Below are 25331 nucleotides of genomic sequence, written 5' to 3'. Positions count from 1 at the left end.
GCGCGCCCGTCGTGCCGGAACCGCGTGCTACGGCAGAGCCGGCTCGGCGATCATCCGCCGCAGTTCGGGCACGCAGGAGCCGCACTGCGTGCCGCATTTGAGTTGTGCCTGCAAGCCGGCCAACCGCTCCGCCGCCGTCGCGTTCGCGGGACAGGCCGACAGCGTCGCGCGAATCTCGCGCTCGCCCACGCCGACGCAATTGCAGATCGCGCGGCCGCGTGCGGGCGCCGCCTGCAACGGCACGCGCCCGGCGAACAACAACATCCGGCCGATCGCGCCGACGCTCGTGCCGCTGTCGACGTAGTCGCGCAGCACGGCGGCACTGTCTTCGGTCGCGTTGGCCGCGCCCGACACGGAGAACGCCGTCAGCGCGCCGTCGACGACGCGCACGCGTCGGGCGGTGCCGCGCCGCGCGTCGCCGTAGCTCATCACGTCGGGCGCCGGGTCGGGCAAGCCGAGCAACGCCTCGACTTCGCGCTGCAGCTCGATGGGCACCGGCTCGTAGGCCGCCGCGCGCCAGGCCAGCCCGCCGCCGGCGTCGGTGCCGAACGGCGTGCAGCTCGCGTACGGGAAGCGCGCGAACAGTGCACGCAACTGGCGCTGCCGGGCCAGCAGTTCGTCGGCGGGCAACCGCGCGGCGATCAGCCAGCGCCACGGCAGGTCGGCCTTCAGCAGCTTGATCGCCGCGTGCTTCAGTTCCGGCTGGCGCGAGTGCGGGTCCAGCGCGGGCGAGGTCACGGTATTGACGCCCGCGCCGACGCGGTTGCCGGCCACGCCGGACACGAACTCGTCGCCCCAGTGCATCGGCGTGAACGCCTGGCCGGGCGCGATGGCGTCATCGGCGCGCGCGGGCAGCAGCATGCTGCCGCGGCGCGACGTCAGGTGCACGAAGTCGTGCGGGCCGATGCCGAGACGCGCGCAGTCCGCGGTGTTCAGATCGACGGTCGGCCCCGGTGCATGCGAGAACAGCTTCGGCACGCTGCCCGTGCGGCTGCAACCGTGCCACTGGTCGCGCAGCCGGCCGGTCGTCAGCGCGAAGCGGAAGCGCGAATCGACCGGCTCCGCGACCGGCTGATACGGCGTCGCGATGAAGCGTGCGCGGCCGTCGGCGGTCGGGAACCGCCCGTCGGCGTAAAGGCGGGCGGCGCCGCTCGCCGCGCCGGCGGGAAAGGGCCATTGCTGCGGGCCGTCCGACTCGAGCCGCGACCACGACAGCCCGCCGATGTCGCAATCGCGCCCGAGCGTCGTCGCGCGATGCTCGTTCCAGATCGCTTCGGTGTCCGCGTACGGAAACAGCGTGGCCCGGCCCGTCGCGAGCCGTGCTTCCAGCCGTCGGCCGACCTCGGCGGCGATTTGCCAGTCCGCGCGTGCATCGCCGTACGGTTCGACGGCGGCCCGCACGCGCGAGATGCGCCGCTCCGAATTGGTGACGGTGCCGTCCTTCTCGCCCCACGTCGCCGCGGGCAGCAGCACGTCGGCGTATGGTGCGGTACCGGTGTGCGCGTACGCTTCCTGCAGCACGACGAATTCCGCGCGGGCGAGCCCCGCGCGCACGGTCGCCTGGTCGGGCAGCGAGTGCGCCGGGTTCGTGCAGACGATCCACACGGCTTTCAGTTCGCCCGAGGCGAGCCGGTCGAACATCTCGACCGCGGTCAGGCCGGGCTGGGCCGGCACGTCGTCGACGCCCCACAGTCGCGCGATTTCGGCCCGATCCGCGGGATTCGCGAGATCGCGATGCGCGGAGGAGAGCGTCGCCATCCCGCCCACCTCGCGGCCGCCCATCGCGTTCGGCTGCCCGGTCAGCGAGAACGGCCCCGCGCCGGGCTTGCCGATCTGCCCGGTGGCGAGGTGCAGGTTGATCAGCGCGACGTTCTTGTGCGTGCCGTCCGCGGACTGGTTCAGCCCCTGGCAGTACAGCGACAGCGACGGGCCGTCGGCGAACCAGCGCGCGGCTTTGACGATGTCGTCCGCGCGCAGCCCGCAGACTTGCGCCGCGACGGCCGGCGACCATTCGCGCACGCCGTCGCGTACCGCGTCGAAGCCGTTCGTGTGGGCGTCGATGAAGGCGCGGTCGAGCGTACCGTCCCACACGAGGACGTGCAGCATCGCGTTGAACAGCGCGACGTCGGTGCCCGGCTGCAGCGCGAGGTGCAGCGTCGCATCGCTCGCGGAATCGGTGCGGCGCGGATCGGCGACGATCACCTTCATCGCCGGATTGCGCTCGCGCGCGGCTTCGAGCCGGCGGTACAGGATCGGATGCGCGAACGCCGGGTTCGCGCCGGCGATCAGCACGGTGCCTGCGTGATCGAGATCGTCGTAGCTGCACGGTGGCGCGTCCGCGCCGAGCGATTTCTTGTAGCCGACCACGGCCGAGCTCATGCACAGCCGCGAATTCGAATCGATGTTGTTGGTGCCGATCAGTCCTTTCGCGAGCTTGTTGAAGACGTAATAGTCCTCGGTCAGCAACTGGCCCGACACATAGAAGCCGATCGCATCGCGGCCATGCCGCTCGACGATCCGCGCGAAGCGCGCGGCGACATGGTCGAGCGCGTCGTCCCACGACACGCGCGTTCGGGCAGCGTCGCGCGTGTGTCGCAATTCGGGGTGCGTCGCACGGGTCTGTGCATAGCGTTCGGCCGTGGCGGTCAGGTGCAGCGTGCTGCCCTTCGAACACAGCCGGCCGAAATTCGCCGGATGATCGGGGTCGCCGCGCACGCCGACGATCTTGCGCTGTCCGTCGGCATCGGCACGCGTCTGGATGATCACGCCACAGCCGACACCGCAATAGCAGCAGGTCGAACGCGTTTCGCGCAGGTCCGCGTCGGCACGCGCGTCGCGATCGGGTGCTGCCGCCAGCTCCGTCATGCAGCGTGTCCCGGTTCGGTGCACGCGGATGCGCCGGATGCGTCGTCATCCGTCGCGAGCGACGCGAGTTCGCTGCGCCTGAGCTGCACCGCGTCGCCGTCGCACGCGACGCTGAACACGGGCGTGCCGCCGTCGTCGGGCGGCAGCGCGCAACCGTTGCCGAACGCGATGTTGAAGCCGTGCAGCGGGCACGTCACCTGTTCGCCGTGCACGATGCCTTGCGACAGCGGGCCGCCGCGATGCGGGCAACGATCGAGCAGCGCGAACACGCGATCGCCGGCAGTGCGAAACAGCGCGACGGGCGCGCCCTCGGGCCGCTTGACGACGCGTGCGCCGAGCGGGGGAATGTCGTCGATCCGGCAGACCGTGATCCAGTCGGGGTCGAAAGTGGTCATCGTAGGGTTCCTGGCGGTGGCAGTGGCGGCGCGGTCAGCGGCCGGCCGTCTCGACGGCGATCGGGGTGAACTGGCGCAGGTCGACCTGCGCATCGTCGGTGTCGTGCCACGGATCGGGCTCGTCCTTCAGCGCGAACTGCAGGCGTTCCCACAGCGCCGCGCGGTTGCCGGCATCGTCGACCACGCGCGCCTTCACGTAGTCGAGGCCGACGCGTTCGAGGTAATGCACCGTGCGCTCCAGATACCAGCCTTCCTCACGATAGAGCTGCAGGAACGCACCCGCGTACTCGAGCACTTCCTCGTGCGTCTTCACCTTGCAGAAGAACTGCGCGACCTCGGTCTTGATGCCGCCGTTGCCGCCGACGTAGAGTTCCCAGCCGGAATCGACGCCGATCACGCCGACGTCCTTGATCCCCGATTCCGCGCAGTTGCGCGGGCAGCCGGACACCGCGAGCTTGACCTTGTGCGGCGCATACATCCGCCACAGCGCGCGTTCGAGCTGCTGGCCCATCAGCGTCGAATCCTGCGTGCCGAAGCGGCACCATTCGGAGCCGACGCAGGTCTTCACGGTGCGCAGCGCCTTCGCGTACGCGTGGCCGCTCGGCATCCCGAGGTCGTGCCACACGCCGGGCAGGTCTTCCTTCTTCACGCCGAGCAGGTCGATGCGCTGCCCGCCCGTCACCTTGACGGTCGGAATCGCATACTTGTCGACGACGTCGGCGATGCGGCGCAGCTCGTCGGCCGTCGTCACGCCGCCCCACATGCGCGGCACGACCGAATAGGTGCCGTCCTTCTGGATGTTCGCGTGCGCGCGTTCGTTGATGAAGCGCGATTGCGGATCGTCCTTCGCCTCGTGCGGCCAGGTGCTGATGCAGTAATAGTTGAGTGCCGGGCGGCAGGTCGAGCAACCGTTCGGCGTACGCCATTCGAGGAAGTGCATCGCGGCCGGCACCGACAGCAGCTTGTGCTCGCGAATCGCGTTGCGCACTTCCGCGTGCGTGCGGTCGGTACAGCCGCATACCGGCTTCGCTTTCGGCGATGCGGAATAGTCGCCGCCGAGCGTCGACATCAGGATCTGCTCGACGAGGCCCGTGCACGAGCCGCACGACGCGGACGCCTTCGTGTGCTTGCGTACGTCCTCGAGCGTGAAAAGTCCCTTCTCCTTGATCGCGCCGACGATGGCGCCCTTGCACACGCCGTTGCAGCCGCACACCTCGGCGGTGTCGGGCATCGCTGCCGCGTGCGTGACGCCGCTGTGCCCGGTGTCGCCGAGGCTCGTCTCGCCGAACATCAGCGTCTCGCGGATGTCCGCGATGTTGCGGCCTTCGCGCAGCAGCTTGAAGTACCACGCGCCGTCGGCGGTGTCGCCGTACAGGCACGCGCCGACGATCCGATCTTCCTTGACGACGATCTTCTTGTAGACACCCGCGAGCGGGTCGGACAGCGTGATGTCCTCGGTGCCTTCTCCGCCGAGGAAGTCGCCCGCCGAATAGAGATCGATGCCGGTGACCTTCAGCTTGGTCGACGTGACCGAGCCGACGTAGCGGCCGATGCCGAATTCCGCAAGATGGTTCGCCGCGACCTTGGCCTGCTCGAACAGCGGCGCCACGAGCCCGTACGCGACGCCGCGGTGGCTCGCACATTCGCCGACCGCGTAGATGCGCGGGTCGTAGGTTTGCATCGTGTCGCTCACGACGATCCCGCGATTGCAGTAGAGGCCCGTGCGTTCGGCGAGTTCGGTGTTCGGCCGGATGCCGATCGCCATCACGACGAGATCGGCGTCGAGCGAGTCGCCGTCGGCAAAGCGGACCGCGCGCACGCGCGTGCCATCGGGGCCGTCGCTTTCGAGCGCGGCGGTCTGCTTCGACATCAGGAACTTCAGGCCGCGTGCTTCCAGCGACTTGCGTAGCAGTTCGCCGGCGGTGGCGTCGAGCTGTCGCTCGAGCAGCGTCGGGGCGAGGTGCACGACCGTGACGTCCATTCCGCGCAGCTTCAGGCCGTTCGCGGCTTCGAGGCCGAGCAGCCCGCCGCCGATCACGACCGCACGGCGATACTGCGACGACGCATCGATCATCGCCTGCGTATCGGCGATGTCGCGATAGCCGAGCACGCCGTCGAGCCCGATCCCCGGAATCGGCAGCATGAACGGGTTCGAGCCGGTGGCGAGCAGCAGGCGGTCGTACGCCGCCTCGGTGCCGTCGTCGGCGATCACGACGCGGCGCACGCGGTCGATCTTCACGACCTTGCGGCCGGTCAGCAGCGTCACGCCGTGCTGCTCGTACCAGGCGTAGTCGTTCAGGACGATCTGCTCGAGCGTCTGCTCGCCGGCCAGCACCGGCGACAGCAGGATCCGGTTGTAGTTCGGATGCGGCTCCGCACCGAACACCGTGACGTCGTACAGATCGGGGGCCAGCTTGAACAGTTCCTCGAGCGTGCGTACGCCCGCCATCCCGTTGCCGACCATCACCAGCTTCATTTTCCGCATTCCGGCGTCTCCTTGGCGTTCAGCGTGCGGGTCGCCCCATGCGGGTCGCCCCCCTGTCAAGGAGACAAAAAGCAAACGGCATGCCAATGGCTGCGTGCCTTGGCCCGGTGCGCGGTGGGCACATGAGGGCGCACCGCACCCATGCATCGCAGGGCTACCTTGGTGCATTGCAATACAAGTCGGTGCACGAAGGCGCTCACGCGCGATTCGTCAGTCGTTTAGCAGCGCGCGCCGCCGGATCGGCGTTCACGCCGCGTCTGCCGCCCGGCGCGATATGGCTTGGCCATGGCTCTGCGGTCGCGCCGGCCGCGGCGGTCACTCGGCCACATGCGTCATGCCGGGCGCCGGCCCGGTCGGTACGCCGGCCGCGCGCGCATCGGCGGGCATCGCCCACGCGAGCCATTGCGTGCGCAGCAACACGAGCGCGCCGCATGCACCGGTCGCGAGCACGCCGAACGTCACGAAGCCGAGCTGATAGCTGCCGGTGCCCTCCTTCGCGATGCCCATCACCACGGGCAGGTAGAAGCCGCCGATGCCGCCCGCGGCGCCGACGATCCCGGACAGCAGCCCCGTCTTGCCCTGCCAGCGATGCGGCACGAGCTGGAAGGTTGCGCCGTTGCCGAGCCCGAACGCGACGTACAGACAGATCAGCAACGCAATGCCGCCGGCCAGTGGCGGCATCCACGCGGCGAACGCGAAATCGGCGACGGCGATCGCCGCGAGCAGCACGATCAGCGCGCGTACGCCGCTGACGCGGTCGGCGATGAAGCCGCCGAGCGGCCGCACGATCGCGCCGAGGAACGCGAGCAGCGACATGAACAGGCCCGCGTCGATCTTCGGCATCTGATACAGCGACGTCAGCAGCAGCGTCACATACGACGACATCCCGACGAAGCCGCCGAACGTGATGCTGTAGATCAGCATGATCACCCACGTGTCGCGCTCGGCGAGCACCGTGCGGTAGCGCGCGGGCAGGATCGCGATCGCGAGCAGCGCGCCCATCACCGGCAGCAGCAGCACGCCGGTCTTGCCGGCGCCGAACAGCCCGCCGTGCACGGCCAGCACGAGCGCGACGAGACCCGCGAGCGTGACGGCGAACGCGCCGATCGCACGCGGCACGCTGCCGGATTTCTCGCTGCGGTCGTCGGCCCACGCGGCGACCGCGACGCCCGCGATCGCGAGCAGCGGCAGCGCGGCGGCGGTGGACAGCTTCCAGCCGACGGCGGCCGCGATATGCGGAAACATGAAGCCGTCCAGCACCGCGCCGATGTTGCCGGCCGCGGCGAGGCCGAGCACGAGCCCCTGTACTTTCGGCGGATAGCTGCTGCCCGCCATCGGCAGCGCGACGGCGAAACTTGCGCCGCCCATGCCGAGGAACACGCCGAGCACGAGCAGCAGCGCGTACGACGGCGTACCGGGCACGCACGGCAACACGATGGCCGGCAGCGCGGACAGCACGATACCCGTCAGCGCGATCGTGCGGCCGTTCGCCGACTGGTACAGGTTGCCGAGCGTCACGCGCAGGATCGCGGCGGCAAGCACCGGCACCGCGACGAGAAAGCCCTGCTGCGCGGCGGACATCGCGATGTCCTTGCCGATGAACGGCGCGAGCGGGCCGTACAGCACCCAGACGGTGAAGCCGGTGTCGAAATACAGAAAGCATGCTAGCAGCGAGCGCCAGTTGCCGCTCTGCAGGGAGGTGCGCAAACGCGTCATGGTGAAGACCTCTGCGGATTGCCGGTCGGATACCGGCGGAGTCGGGGCGGAACATCGCCACGCGCCGCGTTGCGGCGCTGGGTCATTGTTGGCAAGTTGTATGCCAGCTCGTTCGGATTCCGACGGATGCGGCGCCTGGCCTTTTTCGGCGCGGTGCGCGGAAGATTCGCGACGATCGTTGCGGCGCCGATGGTGGCACTGTCAGCGTGCGCGCGGCGCGATGCTGGTGCGGCGATGCACAGCGACGATTCCGGATTTCGTCGCTTGCGGGGCGAAGGTGCTCGATTCGGGCACGCAATCGACGGTCGGGCCGGGCGGGCAGGGAGCCGCCCGGGGCGTGGTCGCGTTGCCGTTGAATCTTGGCTCGGTCCGGCCTTTGCGGTCGTCAGATTGAAGGAGCGGTGCTATCGACCGGTGCAAGGATTGGACCGGGTGAATCCCCGGCGGCCGAGCGTGACTGCGTCGGAGCGTGCGCCGGTCGAACGGCTGGGTGGCGCCGTGCCAAAGTCGATCGAGGCGTGAAATCGGACCACGCTCCGCTGCAATGGCTGCCGCGCGGCGGGGCCGGCAGTACGGTGGCGAGGCACGCACCGCGGGTATCGAAACGGGCTTCCGCGATGCGTGTGCCCACGCCAACTGTCCGGCTCGTCGCGCTCAGCCCTTCGCGACGACGTCGATCCGCAGCGCTTCGCCGCCGGCGACGATCGCCAGCAGACGATCGACGTTCGGATGTGCGCCGGGACGGTTGCGCGCGTCGGCCGTATGCTCGGCGAACACCGCGAGGCCGTGCTCGGCGGCCTTTGCGTCGAGCGCGCCGAATGCCTGCTTCAGGTAGTGGTACACGGCGAGCGAACCTTGCTTGCCCGGCTGGTTCTCGATGCTGGCGACCACGTCGCCGTTCGCGCCGACGAGATCGATGCGCGCGATGCCGTCGATGGCCGGCAGTTGCGCGAGGTTGTCCTTGAATACTTGGGTCGGTTGAATCACTGAAAACACTCCGTCGGTTCGGTCATGGGCCAAAGAGCGTGGCCGGCCGTATCTTATCCGATCGGCCTCGGCGCTCCGGCCGGCGCGCCGGACCCGGCCGTGCGCCAGGCCAGTGCCGCGCCCGCGAGCTGCACGGCGCTGCCCGTCAGCATCGCGACCCGCAGTCCGGCCGCGCCGCCGCCGCACGCGTCGTACAGCGCGCCCAGCACGGCCACGCCGAACACCGCGCCGATCATCCGCATCACGTTCATCAGCGACGCGGCCGTGCCCGCCCGTGCGGCATCGACCGCGCCGACGGCCGTCGCGGCCAGCGACCCCACGGCGAGGCCGAGCCCCGTGCCCGTCAGCGCGAGCCCTGCTTCGGCCCAGCCGAGCATCGGCGCATGCGCATCCGTCGATCCGGCGGCGCCGATGCCGATCGCGGCGAGCCCGAGCCCCATCAGCGCGACGCCGCCCGCGCCGGCCGTGCGCCCGCCGAAGCGCGCGGCGAACGCGCCGGAGCCGAACGACACGAGCGCGAACAGCACCGACATCGGCAGCAGCGCAAGGCCCGCGCCGGTCGCGTCGAGCACACGGTGGCTCTGCCACGCGAGCGGCAGCACGAACAGCATCCCGTAGCCACCGAACGTCATCGCGCCGTTGGCGATCAGCATCCCGCGGAACGCACGGTTCGCGAACAGGTCGAGCGGTACGAGCGCGGCCATGCCGAGGCGCCGTTCGATGCGGATGAACAGCGCGATGGCGATGGTACTCGTCGCGACCAGCAGTGCCGCGCGCAGCGTATCGTGGCGCGCGTCAATCGTCGCGAACACGACGCAGCCGATCGCGATCGCACCGAGCACTTGCGCGGCCGGATCGAAACGGCGACCGCGCGGGTCGGCCGATTCGGGTACGACGATGGAGGCCAATCCGATCGCCGCGACGCCGAACGGGATCACGACCCAGAAGATGCTGCGCCAGCCGAACGCGTGGATCAGCACGCCGCCGAGCGTCGGGCCGACGATCATCGCGATGCCGCCGCACGCGGCCCAGATGCCGAGTGCGCGTGCGCGTTCTGCAGGGTCGCGCCAGATCACGCGGACAATCGCGAGCGAAGCGGGGATCAGCAATGCAGCGCCGGCGCCGGCGAGCGCGCGTCCCGCGATCAGCATGCCGAGCGTCGGCGCGAGCGCGCACATGATCGATGCGCCGCTCAGCACCGTTGCGCCGAGGACGAACGCGCGCCGCCTGCCGTACAGGTCGCCGACGACGCCGCCCGTGAGCAGCAGCACCGCATAAGCGAGGTTGTATGCGTCGATGACCCATTGCAACGCGCCGACACGTGCGTCGAACGCGGCGCCGATCGGTTCGGTCGCGAGATTGACGATCGCGGTATCGATCTGCGCGATCAGCACCGCGATGCACAGCGCCGGCAGCACGAGGCGGTGGCGGGCAGGCGCGGCCGCCTCGGCCGCGCCGGATGAAGCGTTACGGATCGTCGGGTTCATCGGTGTTCTCCTGTTCGTTCGCCGCGCCGGCAGCCGACGGCCCGTGCCGCAATGCGGCGGGCGCACCGCCGCGCGTCGCGCGGACGCGCTGGTGCGGCGACACGACCGGACGCGCGCCGCTCGCGACCCACTCGTCGTAGAACTCGACCTTCGCGTCGATCAATTCGAGCGCGTCGGTCCAGCGGCGGATGTTGTCCTGCACGCGCGCACGGTGCGCGGCCAGCAGCGCACGCCGTTCGCGCAGCGACGGCGGGCCTTGCTTCACCAGCGCCGTATACGTGCGCAACTGCGCGATCGACATCCCCGTGCAGCGCAGCCGGTCCATCAGGTCGAGCCAGCCGACGTGATGCCGGCTGTAGCGCCGCCGGCCGGCCGCGTCGCGCTGCACGCCGGGCAGCAGCCCCTGCGACTCGTACCAGCGGATCGCATGGATGCTGCGTCCCGTCGCCTGTGCGATCTCGCCGATCAGCAACGTGAGTGACTGCTCGCTTGCGTCGTCCGCGCCGACGCGGCGCGATCGGTTCGTCATGTGCGCTCCTTGCGGCCCTGTCGACCAGTGAACACCGTAGAGCACACTCTAGGTCAAGCGTCGCCATGCGGAAGGGCGCCACGATCGAGGGCCGCATCGGGCTGGCCATCGCGTTCGTTACCGCCCGACGCCGGCCGGCACGCCCGCATCGCGCGAGCGCTCGATGTCGGGGCTGCGATACGCGCGCTCCGGAATCTCGGCGAGCCGCGACGCATGCACCTGCTGCGGCGCGAGCCCATAGAACTTCTGGAAGCTCATGATCAGCGGCGACCACTTGTCCGGATCGATGCGGTCCGGATGACCGTCCATCAGCAGGTCGGGGTGTACGTGCACGCGCTGGATGCGCACTTCGAATACACGGATGTGGCCGCGCAGGTCGGGCGCTTCGTCGCCGATCCCGTGCGTGGCCGCGACGACCGCTTCCATGTGCACCGGGCATTCGAGCGCGCGCGGTGGCGACACGGTTTGCGACGCCGCTTCGGTGAGCCCGGCCGTGCCGAACTTGTCGGGCTCGTACACGTAGCCTTTCGCCCGCTTCCCGTCGGGTACCGGGTACGTGCCCGTCGTGCGCGCGATCCGGTCGACCGCATGCGCCTGCGCCGACGACGGCAAGTTCAGCACGCATTCGCCGGTGCGCAACAGGTTGCGGGTGGTTTGCGAGCTGGCGGCGATGCCGAACACGCCGCGCCAACCCAGCCAGAACGCGGACGAGATCGGCGCGAGATTGGCCGTGCCGTCGTCGTTCAGCGTGCTGACCAGCACGACGGGCGTGCCGAAATAGAGGATGTTCGGTTCGGTGACGCGATGCGGAGCGTTCATGGTCGGGGCCTTCGTTTCGTCGAGGGATCAGTTCGCATGCTGATCCCGTCGCGGCCGCGCGGCGCTCCGATTCTTGTCGTGTCATTCCGGCGGTGCGTGCAGACGGCGTTTGCGCCGGGATGGCCCCGTCGGCATCGCGGGCGCTTTTCCGCTAGAGTAGGAAATCGCAGGTCGTGCATGCCGTACCACGCGGGTATGCGCGGCCACGTTCCGCCAACGTACACGAGGGCCCGATGGACACTGAACAACGCTACACCGCCAATGCGCCGACGCGCGCGGAAGTCGATGCACTGGCCGGTGCAACCGTCATCGAATTCGGCGCGAACTGGTGCGGAATCTGCGCGGGCGCGCAGCCCGCGATCGCCGCGTCGTTCTCCGCGCATCCCGCCGTGCGGCACCTGAAGATCGAGGATGGCCCGGGCCGTCCGCTCGGCCGTTCGTTCGGCGTGAAGCTGTGGCCGACACTGGTGTTCCTGCGCGACGGGGTCGAAGTCGCACGTGTCGTGCGCCCCGCCGACGCGAAGCAGATCGAAGCCGACGGCTTCGCCGCACTGGCCTGAGGTCATGGCGATGCAACAGGCCATCACGCACATCGCCGTCGAAACGCGCGGGAGCGGCCTCGTCGAGTTCACGTCGCAGGTGCGCGCGTTCGTCGATCAACAGGCGATTCGCACCGGGCTCCTGACCGTGTTCTGCCGCCACACGTCCGCGTCGCTGCTGATCCAGGAGAATGCCGATCCATCCGTGCAGCGCGATCTCGAACGCTATTTCGCGACGCTCGCGCCCGAGGACGAAACGCGCTACGAGCACGACACCGAAGGGCCCGACGACATGCCCGCGCATCTGCGCACCGCGCTCACGCAGGTGCAGCTGTCGATTCCGGTCGAGCATGGGCGCATGGTGCTCGGCACCTGGCAGGGCATCTACCTGTTCGAGCATCGTCGTGCCGCGCACCGGCGCGACATCGTGCTGCATCTGATCGGCGAGTAGGCGAGTAGGCGAGTAGGCGAGTAGGCGAGTAGGCGAGTAGGCGAGTAGGCGAGTAGGCGAGGCGGGCCCGAGCAGGCGCCGCCGCGCGGCCGCACGCGGCACGCATCGCCGCCGCGTTCAGCCAAGCAGCTTCTCGACGAGCGCGCCGAGTTCACGCAGGTGAACGGGCTTCGGCAGGAACGCGTCGAATACGCGCTGGTTTTCGCGGAGCGCGGCCGATTCGTACGCGCTGACGCCGAGAATCGACGGAAACTTGCCGTCGTCATTCGGCTGCGCGACCGTGCGGATGCGGCGCGCGACTTCGAAGCCGCTCAGGTCCGGCAGTTCGAGATCGAGCACGACCAGGTCGTAGTGCGCGTCGTTGAAGCGCGCGACGCCTTCGTGCCCGGTGCCGCACAGATCCGCGTCGAGGCCGAGTGCCGACAGCATCGCGCCGAGCGTTTCGCGCGCGTTGTCGTTGTCGTCGACGACGAGCGCGCGGCGGTTGCGATGCACGGGAGCGGCCGGCCATGCGGGCGCGTCGGCGGCCGTGTCGCCGGCATCCGGCGCTTCGGCCGGCAGCGTGACGACGAACTCGCTCCCTTCGCCGACCGTACTGAGCACGTCCACGTGGCCGCGCAGCGTCGTCACGATTTCGCGCACGACGGCGAGCCCCATGCCGATACCGTCGACGTGCAGGCCGACCGCGTCGTTCGCGCGATAGAACGGCTCGAAAATCTTCGGCAGATGCTGCTTCGCGATGCCGGCGCCGGTATCCCGAACGGCGAGTTTCAGCTGCCGGCCGGCCGGCGCGTCGACGAGCGTGACGGACACGTCGATCGATCCGCCGACCGTGTACTTCACCGAATTCTCGATGAGGTTCGACAGTACCTGTCGCAGCAGCTTGCGATCGGAGCGGATCGCGAGGTCGCGCGGCTCGACCCGCTGCGCGACGGCGATCCGCTTCGCCGCGATCTTGTCGCGCAGCGGATCGAGCACCTCGGCGAGCAGCGATGCCATCCCGACCGTCTCGGCTTCGGCGAGACGCTTGGTCGAGCGCAACTTGATGTAGTCGGTGAGGTCCTTGACCAGCGCCTCGAGCGACGACGCGGAATTCTGCAGCCGCCGGATCGTCTTCAGGTTCGCGTCGGACTGCGGCCGCGCGAGCAGGATCTCGATCGATCCGCAGATCGCCTGCAGCGGCGTGCGCAGTTCATGGCTGACCATCCCGAGAAATGCGTTCTTCGCCTCGATCATTTCGAACGCGCGATCGGACGCCTTGCGTTCCGCGTCCAGCGCCGCGTTCTGCCGTTCGAGCAGATCGTCGCGCGTGCGCATCGTATAGAACAGCAGCAGGAACAGCGCGCACAGGATCACGCCGAGGATGGTGCCGAGCGCGAGAATCGCCCGCTGCCGTTCCTTCAGCTGATGGAACGTGAAGTCGCGCTGCGCCATTTCGATCGCGCGGAAGTAGTTCGCGAGGCCGTTGACCTTCGGCCAGTGCGCATTGACTTCGTCGATCACGCGCTGCGCGCCGTCCGGGGCGGTGCGCAGCAACGGCACTTCCTGTTTCAGGCGCGTCATGAATTCGCCAAGCGCCGCGATCTCGGAGCGCGCGCGCGGGATGCGCAGCCAGTATTCGGAGACCTCGGACGGCCGCTGCAGGAACCCGAACGACACCGACAGGCTGTCGAGCTGCATTTGCACGTGATCGTAGTCGCCGTCCACGTGCGTGGCGTAGAGGATCAACTGGCGATCGAAGCGCGTGTAGACGTTCCGGTATTGCGACGCGGTCCAGAACACGCCCTCACGCGGGCCTTCGAGCACGCCCTCGTTGACCGACGTCGCGAGCAGGTCCCACAGCAGGAACGCCCACGCGGCGAATCCCAGGATCCACAGCGACCCCAGGACCACGATGATCTTTCTGTTCTTCCATCGCCCGCGCATGATGCCGCGCACTTACTTCACGGTCAGGCCGATGATCTGCCACGCGAACTTCGCTTCGCCGATGGGCGTCTTCAGCTCGTCCGGATACTGATCGCGCGGATACATGACCCACAACGGGCCGTAGTTGTCGTTGCCGAGCACCTTGCCGTTCATCGTGCGCGCGAGGATCACGCCGTACTTGTCGGCATCCGACACGGGGATCGTGAACGTGTATTCGTCGATGCAGCGGAATTCGATCTGCGTGCCGTGCGCGTCGACGGTCTTCAGCACATCGGACAGGCGCGGGCCGGTGAAGGTCGCCTTCGGCGTCCAGCTCGTCGACGTGACGATCGTGTGCTGCGGCAGCGCCATCAGCGCCTGCTCGGAAAAGACGAACGCCGTCTTGCCGGGCTGGTTGCCGCGGCCGATCTTGCCGTCGACGGTGAACGTGAACGACGCGGCCCAGCTCGCGGCGGCGAGGCCGAGCAGGCCGGCAGTGAGCAGGCTCTTGATCCAGATGGTCGAAATTCGCATGTCGATCCCTTCGTTCGGGTGCGCGTGGTGATGGATTGTCGGGGGACTCAATTCCCGGGGGGCGCCGGCTGCGCGAGCTTCAGTTCGCGGGCAACTTCGGCGAACAGGATCGGCAGGCGCACCGGTTTCTCCTCGCAGCGCGCGTTGTAGTGCGACACGATGTGCGCGATTTCGTCCTCGCTCGCTTCGCCGGTGGAGATCTTGCCGGTCAGCAGGAAGATCGGCGCGCCGCCGTTTTCGCTCGACCGGATGCCGCGCACGAGTTCAGCCGCGGTCTGGTCGCCGAGCATCCAGTCGAGGATGTAGCCGTCGAAATCCTCGACCTCCAGCGCCTTGCGGAACGACGCGCCGTCGTAGTACGGAATCGCGTTCACGCCTTTTTCGAGGAAGTATTCGCACACGGTTTCGGCGACGTCCTGCGAATCGTCGACCACCGCGATCCGCGCCGCGTACACGTTCGGCTGGCTCGAACGCAGCTCGATGACGTCGACCGGATAGATGCGGCCCTCGCGCGCCTGCTGGCGTTCGGTGACGATCCATTCACCCTGCCACTGCAGCGCGACGAAATCCGTTTCGATCTGGCTGGTGGCCTTCGCCGAGATCGCCGCGCGGCAGCGAAAGCGGCGCGATTCGATCACGAGCGTCGCGTCGATCATCTCGGCGGCGGCCCGCTGCGTGCCCTTGTCGTCGAGCAGGATCGCGGGCGGCACGCCGAAGTGCGTCGCGATGTCCTGCAGTTGCGACAGGTTCCACGGGATCAGCCCTTTCATCTTGCGCGTGACGACCGAGAAACTGAGCCCCAGCACATTCGCGATCGTCGTGTTGTGACTGCGCGGCGGAATGCCGTTGCGCGTCAGCAGATCGCGTACCTTGGTGGCGGTGATGAGGTCGGCGTTGGCCTGCTCGCTATTGGGCATCTCGAAGGGCTCTCCTGGGTTTTGGCGACGAAGAGCATATTCAAAAGTGACGCGATACGCAAACTGTGAAATCGCGATTGACCTTGACATGCCATATTTCTAGATTATCATTGCTCACCACGTCACTATTGTTTGGCGCGTCATGTTTGGAGATCGAGGTCGCCCGCAGTCGACCCGTGATGAACGACGCCGGCGAAGTGACCGAACGATTCGAAGAGAGCCTGAGAGAGCCTTGGAGTGCGTGTCGGCGTGGGTGAATTGTATTCGCCTCGCCGCGCGCAAACCGGGTACGCGCTCGCGGGGGTGGGATAGCGCGAAGCAATACGGCGCAAATAAGAAGTGGGGAAAGCACAAATGATTCGCCGTTTACTCGCACCGGGGCTGCTGTTGCTGTTGGCCGCGTGTGCGCAGGATCCGTCCGTCACGAGCAGGACCGTGCGGATCTGCGACGACACGGGCTGTTCCGATCGCCCTAAAGATCAGGTCTCCTATCAAAAGAAGGACGATGCGGAAGACCGCGACGATCCGCGCATCGCCGCGCTCAAGCAAACCGCGAAAACCCAGCCGAAGGCCGCCTACGACCTCGGCCTGCGCTATTTCCGCGGCGACGGCGTACGCCAGGACAGCTACCAGGCGCTCAAGTGGATGCGCGAGGCCGCCGAACGCGGCGACCTGAACGCGCAGAAGGCGCTCGGCAGTTTCTACCTGTTCGGCCTCGAGGAAATGGGCTCGGATGCGCGCGAAGCGGAGAAGTGGCTGTCGATCGCGGCGGCTCGCGGCGACAAGGAATCGAAAAAGCTGCTCGAGCTCGCGCGCAAGGCGAAGAAGGAAGACGAAGACGACTGGAAATGGCGCACGCAATGGCGTGATGTCTATTACGGCTACTGGTATTCGGGCTATCCGTACTACGGCGTCTGGAATCAGACGTACTGGTACTACTGACCGAGCCTGAAGCAACGGGGGGCAGCCGCGGGGAGACCACCATCGCGCGCCACGCCGGGGGGGCTTATCGAAGTTCGCACGGACGCATAAGCCGAACAACGACTCTAATCGAGCGACAACAACATGAAGACCAACCTTTCCCAACGTCTCATTCAAGGTGCGCTGGCTGCAGCGCTTGGCGCGTCCGTCGCGGGGTGCGGCGGCGTGGTGACGCCCGGCGGGCAGAACGCCGGCGTGACCGGTGCCGCGGCAGGCGGCGCGAGCGCCGGGGCCGATTCGCAACTGCAGCGCTGCACGTCGCCGCTGGGCACGATCGCGGTCGACGACGGCCGCAACGCCGACTGGTGGGGCCCGTTCGGCAGCGCGACCAAGATGACGACGATCGACCCGCTGCTGCGCCTGGCCGTGCAGCAGTCGAATTGCTTCGTGATCACGTCGATCGGCAACCAGAAGAGCGACGCGCGCCTGTCGCGCATCACGCAGTTGCAGCGCAACTCGGGCGAATACCGCGCGGGCTCGAAGCAGCAGAAGGGGCAGCGGGTTGCGGCCGACTACTACATGGAGCCGCAGATCGTGATCAACGACTCGCCGATCGGCGGGATCGGCAGCATGATCGGCGGGCTGATCGGCAACAGCGCGATCGCGGCTGTAGCGGGCCACCTGCAGACGAAGGCGTCGGTCGTGACGCTGACGCTGTTCGACGTGCGCTCGGCGGTGCAGATCGCGGCGTCGGAAGGCAGCTCGACGGCGACCAACTACGGCGCGGCGCTGGGCGGCTTCGGCGGCGGCGTGGGCGGTGCGCTCGCGGGCTTTTCGTCGACGCCGGAAGGCAAGGCGACGGTCGTCGCGTTCATCGATGCGTACAACAAGATGGTCGTCGCGCTGCGCAGCTACAAGGCGCAGGACGTCAAGGGCGGCCTTGGCCGAGGCGGCCAACTCCAGGTTAACTGACGTCGCCGGGCCGCCGGCCGATTTCCGAGTCTCGATTCCCGATTCATGGTGGTCGGTGCGCGCGGCGTGATTCGCGCGCACTGGCTGCGTTCGTCCCGTTCGTTTGAAAGGTGATCCCGATGAAAGCCGCTGCACTGATTGCATTGACCTGCCTCGCGCTGACCGCTTGCGGCGGTGGCGACGACAATTCCTCGCCCGCCGCGTCCGGCGGTTCGGGCACGACCAACAACGGCGGTAGTGGCGGGACGGGCGGGACGGGTTCCGGCGGCACCGGCGGTTCGGGCGGCAACACGCTGACCTGGCGCTATGAGGCGCAGCCTGTTGCGGCCGACAGGGCGAGCTTCCTGGCGCTGGTCAACAGTGAAGGCGCGAAGGGCTATCGGTATCTGGGTGACTACTTCTACGCTTCGGGCAACGGCGGCACGCAGTCGATCTTCGTGAACGACGGCACCGTGCAGACCTACACGTACCAGCTGCAGACGGCGCCGGCCGACATGACGTCCTTCGTCAATGCGGCCAACGCACAAGGGGCGAGCGGCTACCGCTACGAAGGACCGCTCACTTACGGCGATCTCTATCGCAAGGATGGCGGTTCGTCCGCCACCTACACGTATACGACGACGGGCCTGCCGGCCGATGCGAACGCGTTCCTCACACAGGCGAACGGGCAGGGCCAGTCGGGCTACTGGTTCCTCGGCCCGATGATGGTGGGCGCCGTGCAGGCGAACGTGTACATGAAGAACAATGCGTCGAATGCGACCTACACGTACGACGCGCTGGCGCCGACGTCGAGCGTCAGCGACTTCATCGCACAGGCCAACAGCGAAGGGACGAAGGGTTATCGCGCGAAGGGCGGGATGGCATTCGGTACGGCGATCTCGTGGATCTACGTGAAGGACCAGACGCAGTCGCCGACCTTCTCATACCAGTCGGCCGCGATCCAGTCGACCGGCGCGAGCTTCGTGCAGCAAGCCAATACGTTCGGTGCGCAGGGCGCTGCGTATCTGAGCGATATCGCGCTCGGCGTTTCCTCGCCGGTGATGGCGTCGTTCTATTTCACGCCCAAGAACTGCACGGGCTTCCTGTGCACGACGCTAAATCCGCTCACACAGAACTGAGCGGGCGCGTTGCGCACTGCTGCATCGCGCGGGTCGTTCCGTCGAGCATGATCCGCATGCGTTGAATCGAGTGCCTCAGGTGCACCGCATCCGTGGACGCATCTTTTGCCGCCGGCTCACCGGCGGCATTTCAATTTGTATGCGTGTCGGTGTGGGGCACCGAGGGCATTGAGTGCGAACTGTCTCGAAAAGTACCGTCACCCGTTACGAAAAATTTCGCTATACGCGCTCAACGCCGGCGCCCCGCCCAGATGCGCATACAGCACCTTCGACCCCGGCTCGAATTCCCTAAGCCTCACCTTATCGATCATCCCGTGCATCGATTTCCCTTCGTAGACGGGGTCGGTCAGCATGCCTTCGAGTCGTGCGCATAGGCGAATCGCTTCCAGCGTGCCATCGCTCGGCAAGCCATACTCGGGGCCGCCATACCGCGTATCGAGCACGACATCTTGTTCGACGATATCGCGGCCGAGACTGACCAGCTCGGCCGTATGCCGCGCGATGCGCGTGATCTGTTCGCGCGTGCGTTCGGGCGTCGCCGACGCGTCGATCCCGATCACGCGATCGGCGCGCCCGTCGGCCGCGAAGCCGACCACCATGCCCGCTTGCGTGCTGCCCGTCACCGAGCACACGACGACGTAGTCGAACTTGAAGCCGAGTTCGGCTTCCTGTTGCCGCACTTCTTCGGCGAACCCGACGAACCCGAGCCCGCCGAGCGGGTGCTCGGAGCATCCGGCCGGAATCGGATACGGCTTGCCGCCTGCCTGGCGCACGCTTTCCATCGCTTCTTCCCAGCTTCGGCGAATCCCGATGTCGAAACCGTCCGCCACGAGCCGCACGTCGGCGCCCATCATCCTCGACAACTGGATATTGCCGACGCGGTCGTACACGGAATCGTCGAAATTGACCCAATGCTCCTGCACGAGCACGCATTTCATCCCGAGATGCGCGGCGACGGCTGCGACCTGCCGCGTCTGGTTCGACTGGACGCCGCCGATCGACACGAGCGTGTCCGCGCCCTGCGCGAGCGCGTCGGGGATCAGGTATTCGAGCTTGCGGGTCTTGTTGCCGCCGAACGCGAGGCCGCTGTTGCAGTCCTCGCGCTTCGCATACAGCTCGACCTTGCCGCCGAGGTGTGCGCTCAGGCGCTTGAGCGGCTGAATCGGGGTGGGGCCGAACGTCAGCGGATAACGGGGGAAGCGTTGCAGGTTCATCGAATCTGTCTCCGGAAAGGCGGGGGGTGCCCGGGAATCGGTGCGCTCGGGAGGAGCCGGCATGCCGTCTCCCGATGAAAAATGATAGGCATGCAGGCGAGAAATGAGCTTGCGAAATAAATATCGTCGGCCTACGTTGATAACGAATCGAACATCAATCGAGCAATTCGGATTCAAAAAACTGGAGGGTGACGCAATGAAATTAAGTGGACGGGCGGCGACGTCGGCCGATGCCGCGCCCGCGCTCGATCGCATCGATCGCGCGATCCTCAGGCAGCTTCAGCAGGACGCGTCGATCTCGAACGTGAGCCTCGCGGCCAAGGTGAAGCTGAGCGCGCCGGCGTGCCTGCGGCGCGTCGAACGGCTCAAGGAGATGGGGATGATTCGCGGGATCGTCGCGCTGCTCGACCCGAAGCCGCTCGGGGCCGGCATGCTCGTCGTGATCGGCTTCGTGCTCGACCGCTCGACGCCGGAGGCGTTCGCCGCGTTCGAGAAGGCCGCGCAGAAGGTATCGGGGTGTGTCGAATGCCACGTCGTGACCGGCGAGTTCGACTACTTCATGCTGGTGCGCACGCGCGACAACGAGAGCTTCAACCGGCTGCACGCGGAGCAACTGATCTATCTGCCGGGCGTGCGTCAGGTGCGGTCATTCATGGTGCTGAAGGAGATTCTGTCGACGCATGTGCTGCCGGTGTAGCGCGGCGCGCCGTCGATGTCCGGTGACGACGGCTATGCCATTTGGATAATGGAAAACTCCCGATTGAGAGTATACAATGGGAGAATTAATTGACCCATTCGGGAGTCGCCATGACGGCAACCTCATCTGCGGGCCGCCAGCCGGCCAAGCGGGCGGCCGCGTCCCGCGCCGCAAAGGCAACGGGCAGCGCGAACGGGCTGGGTACCGGCACGGGCGACTTCGACACCTTTCGCCGGATGGCGCCGATGTCGCAGCGGCGCGCGATCGCCGATGGCTTCGACGCGGCCATCATCGAGCGCGTGGCGCGCGAGTTGCTCGGTGTGCCGGTTCAAACCCTCTTGAATGCACTGAGCCTGCCCAGCTCGACCATTCTGCGAAAAATTGCCAAGCATGATCGGCTGTCGCAAGGCGAGTCCGATCGCGTGGCGCGCGTGCTCTATGTGCTGGATCTCGCCACCGATCTGTTCGAGGATGGCAAGCGGGCAGCGGAATGGATGAGCCGGGCGAACGCGGAGCTCGACGGTTTGAGGCCGATTGAAGTGCTCGACGTGCAGCCTGGCTACGACCGTGTGCGGGATATTCTGAACCGTGCACAGTTCGGGGTCGCTGCGTGAGGCTGTACCGTCTCGCGAAAGAACGAAAGGGCCGCTATCTGGCGGACGACCTGAGCGGGAACGGTGCGGCGATCACGGGGGGCCGCTGGAATCCTCGTGGCATGCGCGTGCTGTACACCTGCTGCCATGCGTCGACGTCGTTGCTGGAGGCGCTCGTCCATATGTCCGGCTTGCTTCCCGCAGGCGGATTTTTCCTGGTGACGCTAGAAGTGCCCGACACCGTTCACGACGACGCGTACCAGCCGAACCTGCCGGGCGATTGGGCGGCATTGTCACAGGATCCGGAGTCGACTGCCCGGATCGGGCAGGCCTGGCTTGAAGCGGGCGAGCAGTTGGCGATGCGCGTGCCGTCAGTCGTCTGCCCGACCGACTTCAATTTGCTGCTGAACCCGATGCATGCGGATTTTGCATCGAGTGTGAAAGTCGTCAACAAAGAAGCGTTCTTGCTGGACCCTCGTCTCTTCGGCTAGGCGGTCGTATCGCGCTGGTCGACGAACAACCGTCGGCCGCCGCCCGTTCGTATCGCCCGGTCAGCATTGCCATGGCGCGAGGTCCGACCGCGGAGCCTTGCCGAGCCGTTCGCGCGCGGTGCACACGACGGCATCGTCGATCTCGCCTTCATCCGCCAGCGCCTTCAACGCGGCGAGCACGATGCTCGCGCGATCGACCTCGAAGAACGTGCGCAACGCATCGCGCGTGTCGCTGCGTCCGAACCCGTCGGTGCCGAGCGTCACGTAGCGGCGCGGTATGTACGCGCGGATCAGTTCGGGCACCGCGCGCACGTAATCGGTCGCGGCGATCACCGGCCCGCGCGATGCGGCGAGCACCTGCGCGACGTACGGCACGACAGGCGCGTCGTCGAGGCGGGACAGCCGTTCGGCCTCCATCCCGTCGCGTTGCAGTTCGGTGAAGCTCGTGACGCTCCACACGGCCGCGTCGATTCCCCAGTCGTCCTTCAGCATCCGTTGCGCGGCGATGACCTCACCGAGGATCGCGCCCGCGCCGAGCAACTGCACGCGCGCTCCCGCATTCGAATCGGCCGGCAGCAGATGGATGCCCTTCAGGATGCATTCGCGCAGTGCGTGCGGATCGCCGGCCGGCGCGGACGGCTGCGCGTAGTTTTCGTTCGTGACCGTCACGTAATAGAACACGTCGCGCTGCGCTTCGACCATCTCGCGCATGCCGGCATCGATGATCATCGCGACTTCATACGCGAACGCCGGATCGTACGCTCGGCAGTTCGGAATCGTCGACGCGGCGAGATGGCTGCTGCCGTCCTGGTGCTGCAGCCCCTCGCCGCCGAGCGTCGTGCGCCCCGACGTCGCGCCGACGAGGAAGCCGCGCGAGCGCTGGTCGGCGGCGGCCCAGATCAGGTCGCCGATGCGCTGGAAACCGAACATCGAGTAGTAGATGTAGAACGGCAGCATCGGCAGGTCGTGCACGCTGTACGACGTCGCGGCCGCGATCCACGACGAGATCGCGCCCGCTTCCGAAATGCCTTCCTCGAGGATCTGGCCGCGCGTGTCCTCGCGGTAATAGAGCATCGAGCCGAGATCCTCAGGCTCGTAGCGCTGGCCGAACGGCGAGTAGATGCCGACTTGCCGGAACAGGCTGGCCATGCCGAACGTGCGCGCCTCGTCGGCGACGATCGGCACGACGCGCGCACCGATGTCGCGATCCTTGATCAGCGCGGCGAGCATGCGCACGAGCGCCATCGTCGTCGACATCTCGCGGCCGGCCGCGTCCAGCGCGAACGCTCCCCAGGCCGGCATCGAAGGGACGGTCAGCCCCTTCGACGCCGCTCTCCGCCTTCTGGGCAGATAGCCTCCCAGGGCAGCCCGGCGTGCATGCAGGTAGCGCATTTCCGGACTGTCTTCCGCTGGCTTGTAAAACTTCAACTGTTCGACGTCGCTGTCCGACAGCGGCAACCGGAAGCGGTCGCGAAACGCCTTCAGATCGTCGACGTCGAGCTTCTTCTGCTGATGGGTCGTCATCCGGCCCTGGCCGGCGGCGCCCATCCCGTAACCCTTCATCGTCTTCGCGAGAATCACGGTCGGCTGGCCGCGGTGCGCGAGTGCGCGTGCATACGCCGCGTGCAGCTTGCGCGCGTCGTGGCCGCCGCGGCGCAGGCGGTCGATTTCCGCGTCGGTGAGCTGTGCGGCGAGCGCTTCGAGCGCGGGGTCCTGGCTGAAGAAGCGCGCGCGGTTGTATGCGCCGTCGTTCGTGGAGAAGGTCTGGAACTGGCCGTCGACCGTCTCGGCGAACGCACGGGCGAGCGCGCCCGCGTGGTCGCGTGCGAACAGCGGATCCCAGTCGGAACCCCACAGCACCTTGATCGTGTTCCAGCCGGCGCCCGCGAACTGCGCTTCGAGTTCGTCGATCACGCGGCCGTTGCCGCGCACGGGGCCGTCGAGCCGCTGCAGGTTGCAGTTGATCACGAACACGAGATTGTCGAGCCCTTCGCGCGCGGCGAGCGACAGCGCGCCGAGCGATTCGGGTTCGTCCATCTCGCCGTCGCCGAAGAAGCCCCACACGGTGCGGCCCGCCGTATTCGCGAGTCCGCGATCGCGCAGGTAGCGCATGAAGCGCGCCTGGTAGATCGCGTTGATCGGGCCGATGCCCATCGAGCCGGTCGGGAACTGCCAGAAATCGGGCATCAGCCACGGGTGCGGATACGAGCACAGGCCCGGGCCGGCGATTTCGCGGCGGTAATGCTTCAGGTGCTCCTCGGTGAGGAAGCCTTCGAGATACGCGCGCGCATAGACGCCCGGCGACGAATGCGGCTGAAAGTACACGAGATCGCCGCCGGCCGTGCCGGATGCGTCGCCGCCCGCGGGCGCCGCCGCGCGGAAGAAATGGTTGAAGCCGGTTTCGAACAGGTCGGACGCCGACGCATAGCTCGCGATGTGGCCGCCGAGTTCGCCGTACGCGCGGTTCGCGCGCACCACCATCGCGAGCGCGTTCCAGCGCAGCGCGGCCGACAGCCGTTCCTCGAGATCGAGGTCGCCCGGATACGGCGGCTGCTCGGCGAGCGCAATCGTGTTCAGGTAGCGCGTGACGGGCGTGCGCGGCGACGCGAGGCCGCTCGCGCGCGCATGCTCGGCGAGCCGGTCGAACAGGTACTGCGCGCGGTCGCGGCCGACGTGCGCGACCACCGCATCGAGTGCGTCGAGCCATTCGGCGGTTTCTTCCGGGTCCGCGTCGACGCGCGCGAGGGCCGCGCGCTGCGCGTGTTCGATACCGTTCGACAGATCCGTCATGTGAGTCTCCCGCGCGCCGGCGGAGGCGCGCATCAATGGGACTCATGCTACGCGTCGATCGACAGAATAGGCGTCTGATTTCATTGGGAATTTGCTGCGGAATAGTGTAAATATTCTGTCATCGTCATGATGGAAGGAATATTCAAACCATGAGCGCGTCCCCCAAGCGGCTCGACCGCATCGACATCGGCATCCTGAACCAGCTTCAGCAGAACGCGCGGATCACGAACGCGGAACTGGCGCGCGCGGTGAACCTGTCGACCACGCCGTGCTTCAACCGCGTGCGTGCGCTGGAGAAGCTCGGGCTGTTCCGGCAGCAGGTCACGCTGCTCGATCCGGAGCCGCTCGGGCTGCGGATCAACGTGTTCATCCAGGTCAGCCTCGAGAAACAGGTCGAGGACGCGCTGCAGCGTTTCGAGGAAGCGATCTCGCAGCGGCCCGAGGTGATGGAGTGCTATTTGATGTCGGGCGACGCCGACTATCTGCTGCGCGTCGTGATGCCCGACATGCGCACGCTCGAGCGTTTCATCATCGAGCGTCTCACGACCATTCCCGGCGTATCGAACATCCGGTCGAGCTTCGCGTTGAAGCAGGTGCGCTACAAGACCGCGTTGCCGCTGCCGGCGGCGGGACTCACGCTCGTCGATCCGGACGAGTCGGCGTCCGACTGGAGCTGAGCGCGGCGCCAGCCAGCCTGTCCGTTCGCCTGCGCGACGGTGACGAAACGATGACACCGGCCGCGCGGCGCGGCGTCGGATCGAACCAATCGCGTGCGTGCCCCTCCTACGGGAGTCGGCCCGCTTGCACCGTCGCGACGCGGCGCGGGCCAGTCGCGTATGCTCGTCCGGTCGGCGATGCGCACGAGCGCACGGCCGGTTGATGCATGTCTCGATCAATCAACGAGTG

The 25331-nt window shown here is 67.4% G+C and carries 22 protein-coding genes; 9 read left to right on the top strand and 13 right to left on the bottom strand.

The features are described 5' to 3' along the window. Positions 1–27: 27 nt before the first annotated feature. From HWX09_RS25025 to HWX09_RS24990, 8 genes are all read right to left on the bottom strand, one after another. On the bottom strand, positions 28–2865 hold the full coding sequence (locus HWX09_RS25025) for a nitrate reductase (protein ID WP_027782117.1): 2838 nt from the start codon (positions 2863–2865) through the stop codon (positions 28–30). After that, positions 2862–3260, bottom strand: coding sequence for a nitrite reductase (NAD(P)H) small subunit (locus tag HWX09_RS25020; RefSeq protein ID WP_027782118.1), 399 nt, complete (start codon positions 3258–3260; stop codon positions 2862–2864). Before HWX09_RS25020 ends, HWX09_RS25025 begins: the two co-directional genes overlap by 4 nt. A gap of 34 nt (positions 3261–3294) precedes the next feature. Further along, on the bottom strand, positions 3295–5745 hold the full coding sequence (nirB, locus tag HWX09_RS25015) for a nitrite reductase large subunit NirB (protein WP_027782119.1): 2451 nt from the start codon (positions 5743–5745) through the stop codon (positions 3295–3297). 315 nt (positions 5746–6060) lie between these two features. Continuing rightward, entirely contained in the window at positions 6061–7461 is a 1401-nt protein-coding gene (locus HWX09_RS25010) for an MFS transporter (RefSeq protein WP_027782120.1), read from the bottom strand. A 654-nt stretch (positions 7462–8115) separates the two neighbouring features. After that, on the bottom strand, positions 8116–8448 hold the full coding sequence (locus tag HWX09_RS25005; protein ID WP_027782121.1) for a DUF2322 family protein: 333 nt from the start codon (positions 8446–8448) through the stop codon (positions 8116–8118). 53 nt (positions 8449–8501) lie between these two features. After that, entirely contained in the window at positions 8502–9935 is a 1434-nt protein-coding gene (locus HWX09_RS25000) for an MFS transporter (protein ID WP_027782122.1), read from the bottom strand. Next, complete coding sequence (locus HWX09_RS24995) at positions 9916–10464, bottom strand: MerR family transcriptional regulator (RefSeq protein ID WP_063831194.1); 549 nt, start codon at positions 10462–10464, stop codon at positions 9916–9918. The genes HWX09_RS25000 and HWX09_RS24995 overlap by 20 nt, the downstream gene beginning before the upstream one ends. A 117-nt stretch (positions 10465–10581) precedes the next feature. After that, positions 10582–11283 carry a flavin reductase family protein gene (locus tag HWX09_RS24990; RefSeq protein ID WP_027782123.1) on the bottom strand — a complete coding sequence of 234 codons (702 nt, stop codon included), beginning with the start codon at positions 11281–11283 and terminating at the stop codon, positions 10582–10584. Positions 11284–11516: 233 nt separating this feature from the next. On the opposite strand from HWX09_RS24990, the gene HWX09_RS24985 reads away from it, so the two are divergent. Next, positions 11517–11843: a thioredoxin family protein gene (locus tag HWX09_RS24985; RefSeq protein ID WP_027782124.1), complete on the top strand. Its 327-nt coding sequence runs from the start codon at positions 11517–11519 to the stop codon at positions 11841–11843. Positions 11844–11853: 10 nt separating this feature from the next. After that, on the top strand, positions 11854–12273 hold the full coding sequence (locus tag HWX09_RS24980; protein ID WP_027782125.1) for a secondary thiamine-phosphate synthase enzyme YjbQ: 420 nt from the start codon (positions 11854–11856) through the stop codon (positions 12271–12273). Between the two features lie 117 nt (positions 12274–12390). On the opposite strand, the gene atsR is transcribed toward HWX09_RS24980, so the two are convergent. From atsR to HWX09_RS24965, 3 genes are read right to left on the bottom strand one after another with little or no spacing between them, the layout of a single operon-like run. Further along, positions 12391–14202, bottom strand: a complete 1812-nt coding sequence (atsR, locus tag HWX09_RS24975; protein WP_027782126.1) for a hybrid sensor histidine kinase/response regulator AtsR — start codon at positions 14200–14202, stop codon at positions 12391–12393. 9 nt (positions 14203–14211) lie between these two features. Continuing rightward, complete coding sequence (locus HWX09_RS24970; RefSeq protein ID WP_027782127.1) at positions 14212–14712, bottom strand: molybdopterin-dependent oxidoreductase; 501 nt, start codon at positions 14710–14712, stop codon at positions 14212–14214. 47 nt (positions 14713–14759) lie between these two features. Beyond that, entirely contained in the window at positions 14760–15629 is an 870-nt protein-coding gene (locus tag HWX09_RS24965; protein ID WP_027782128.1) for a helix-turn-helix domain-containing protein, read from the bottom strand. A gap of 354 nt (positions 15630–15983) precedes the next feature. On the opposite strand from HWX09_RS24965, the gene HWX09_RS24960 reads away from it, so the two are divergent. From HWX09_RS24960 to HWX09_RS24950, 3 genes are all read left to right on the top strand, one after another. Next, positions 15984–16571 carry a tetratricopeptide repeat protein gene (locus HWX09_RS24960; protein ID WP_027782129.1) on the top strand — a complete coding sequence of 196 codons (588 nt, stop codon included), beginning with the start codon at positions 15984–15986 and terminating at the stop codon, positions 16569–16571. Between the two features lie 123 nt (positions 16572–16694). After that, the gene (locus HWX09_RS24955) at positions 16695–17522 is read left to right on the top strand and encodes a hypothetical protein (protein ID WP_027782130.1); all 828 of its coding nucleotides are present in this window, start codon (positions 16695–16697) and stop codon (positions 17520–17522) included. 119 nt (positions 17523–17641) lie between these two features. Continuing rightward, a complete protein-coding gene (locus tag HWX09_RS24950; RefSeq protein WP_027782131.1) occupies positions 17642–18640 on the top strand; it encodes a hypothetical protein in 999 nt (332 codons plus the stop codon). Positions 18641–18837: 197 nt separating this feature from the next. On the opposite strand, the gene HWX09_RS24945 is transcribed toward HWX09_RS24950, so the two are convergent. Further along, a complete protein-coding gene (locus tag HWX09_RS24945; RefSeq protein WP_027782132.1) occupies positions 18838–19854 on the bottom strand; it encodes a 1-aminocyclopropane-1-carboxylate deaminase in 1017 nt (338 codons plus the stop codon). Positions 19855–20050: 196 nt separating this feature from the next. Between HWX09_RS24945 and HWX09_RS24940 the strand changes: the two genes are divergently transcribed. From HWX09_RS24940 to HWX09_RS24930, 3 genes are all read left to right on the top strand, one after another. After that, positions 20051–20551, top strand: coding sequence for an Lrp/AsnC ligand binding domain-containing protein (locus HWX09_RS24940; RefSeq protein ID WP_027782133.1), 501 nt, complete (start codon positions 20051–20053; stop codon positions 20549–20551). A gap of 110 nt (positions 20552–20661) precedes the next feature. Further along, positions 20662–21165 (top strand): antitoxin Xre/MbcA/ParS toxin-binding domain-containing protein, encoded by a 504-nt coding sequence (locus HWX09_RS24935; protein ID WP_027782134.1) that lies wholly within the window; start codon positions 20662–20664, stop codon positions 21163–21165. Next, the gene (locus tag HWX09_RS24930) at positions 21162–21635 is read left to right on the top strand and encodes an RES family NAD+ phosphorylase (protein WP_027782135.1); all 474 of its coding nucleotides are present in this window, start codon (positions 21162–21164) and stop codon (positions 21633–21635) included. The genes HWX09_RS24935 and HWX09_RS24930 overlap by 4 nt, the downstream gene beginning before the upstream one ends. A 60-nt stretch (positions 21636–21695) precedes the next feature. On the opposite strand, the gene mdeB is transcribed toward HWX09_RS24930, so the two are convergent. Beyond that, entirely contained in the window at positions 21696–24425 is a 2730-nt protein-coding gene (gene mdeB / locus HWX09_RS24925; protein WP_027782136.1) for an alpha-ketoglutarate dehydrogenase, read from the bottom strand. Positions 24426–24574: 149 nt separating this feature from the next. On the opposite strand from mdeB, the gene HWX09_RS24920 reads away from it, so the two are divergent. After that, entirely contained in the window at positions 24575–25102 is a 528-nt protein-coding gene (locus HWX09_RS24920; RefSeq protein ID WP_027782137.1) for an Lrp/AsnC family transcriptional regulator, read from the top strand. Positions 25103–25331: the final 229 nt, after the last annotated feature.

This window comes from Burkholderia sp. BCC1208 (assembly GCF_902833095.1).
Classification (GTDB): domain Bacteria; phylum Pseudomonadota; class Gammaproteobacteria; order Burkholderiales; family Burkholderiaceae; genus Burkholderia.
This window is presented reverse-complemented; position numbering and strand designations above follow the sequence as displayed.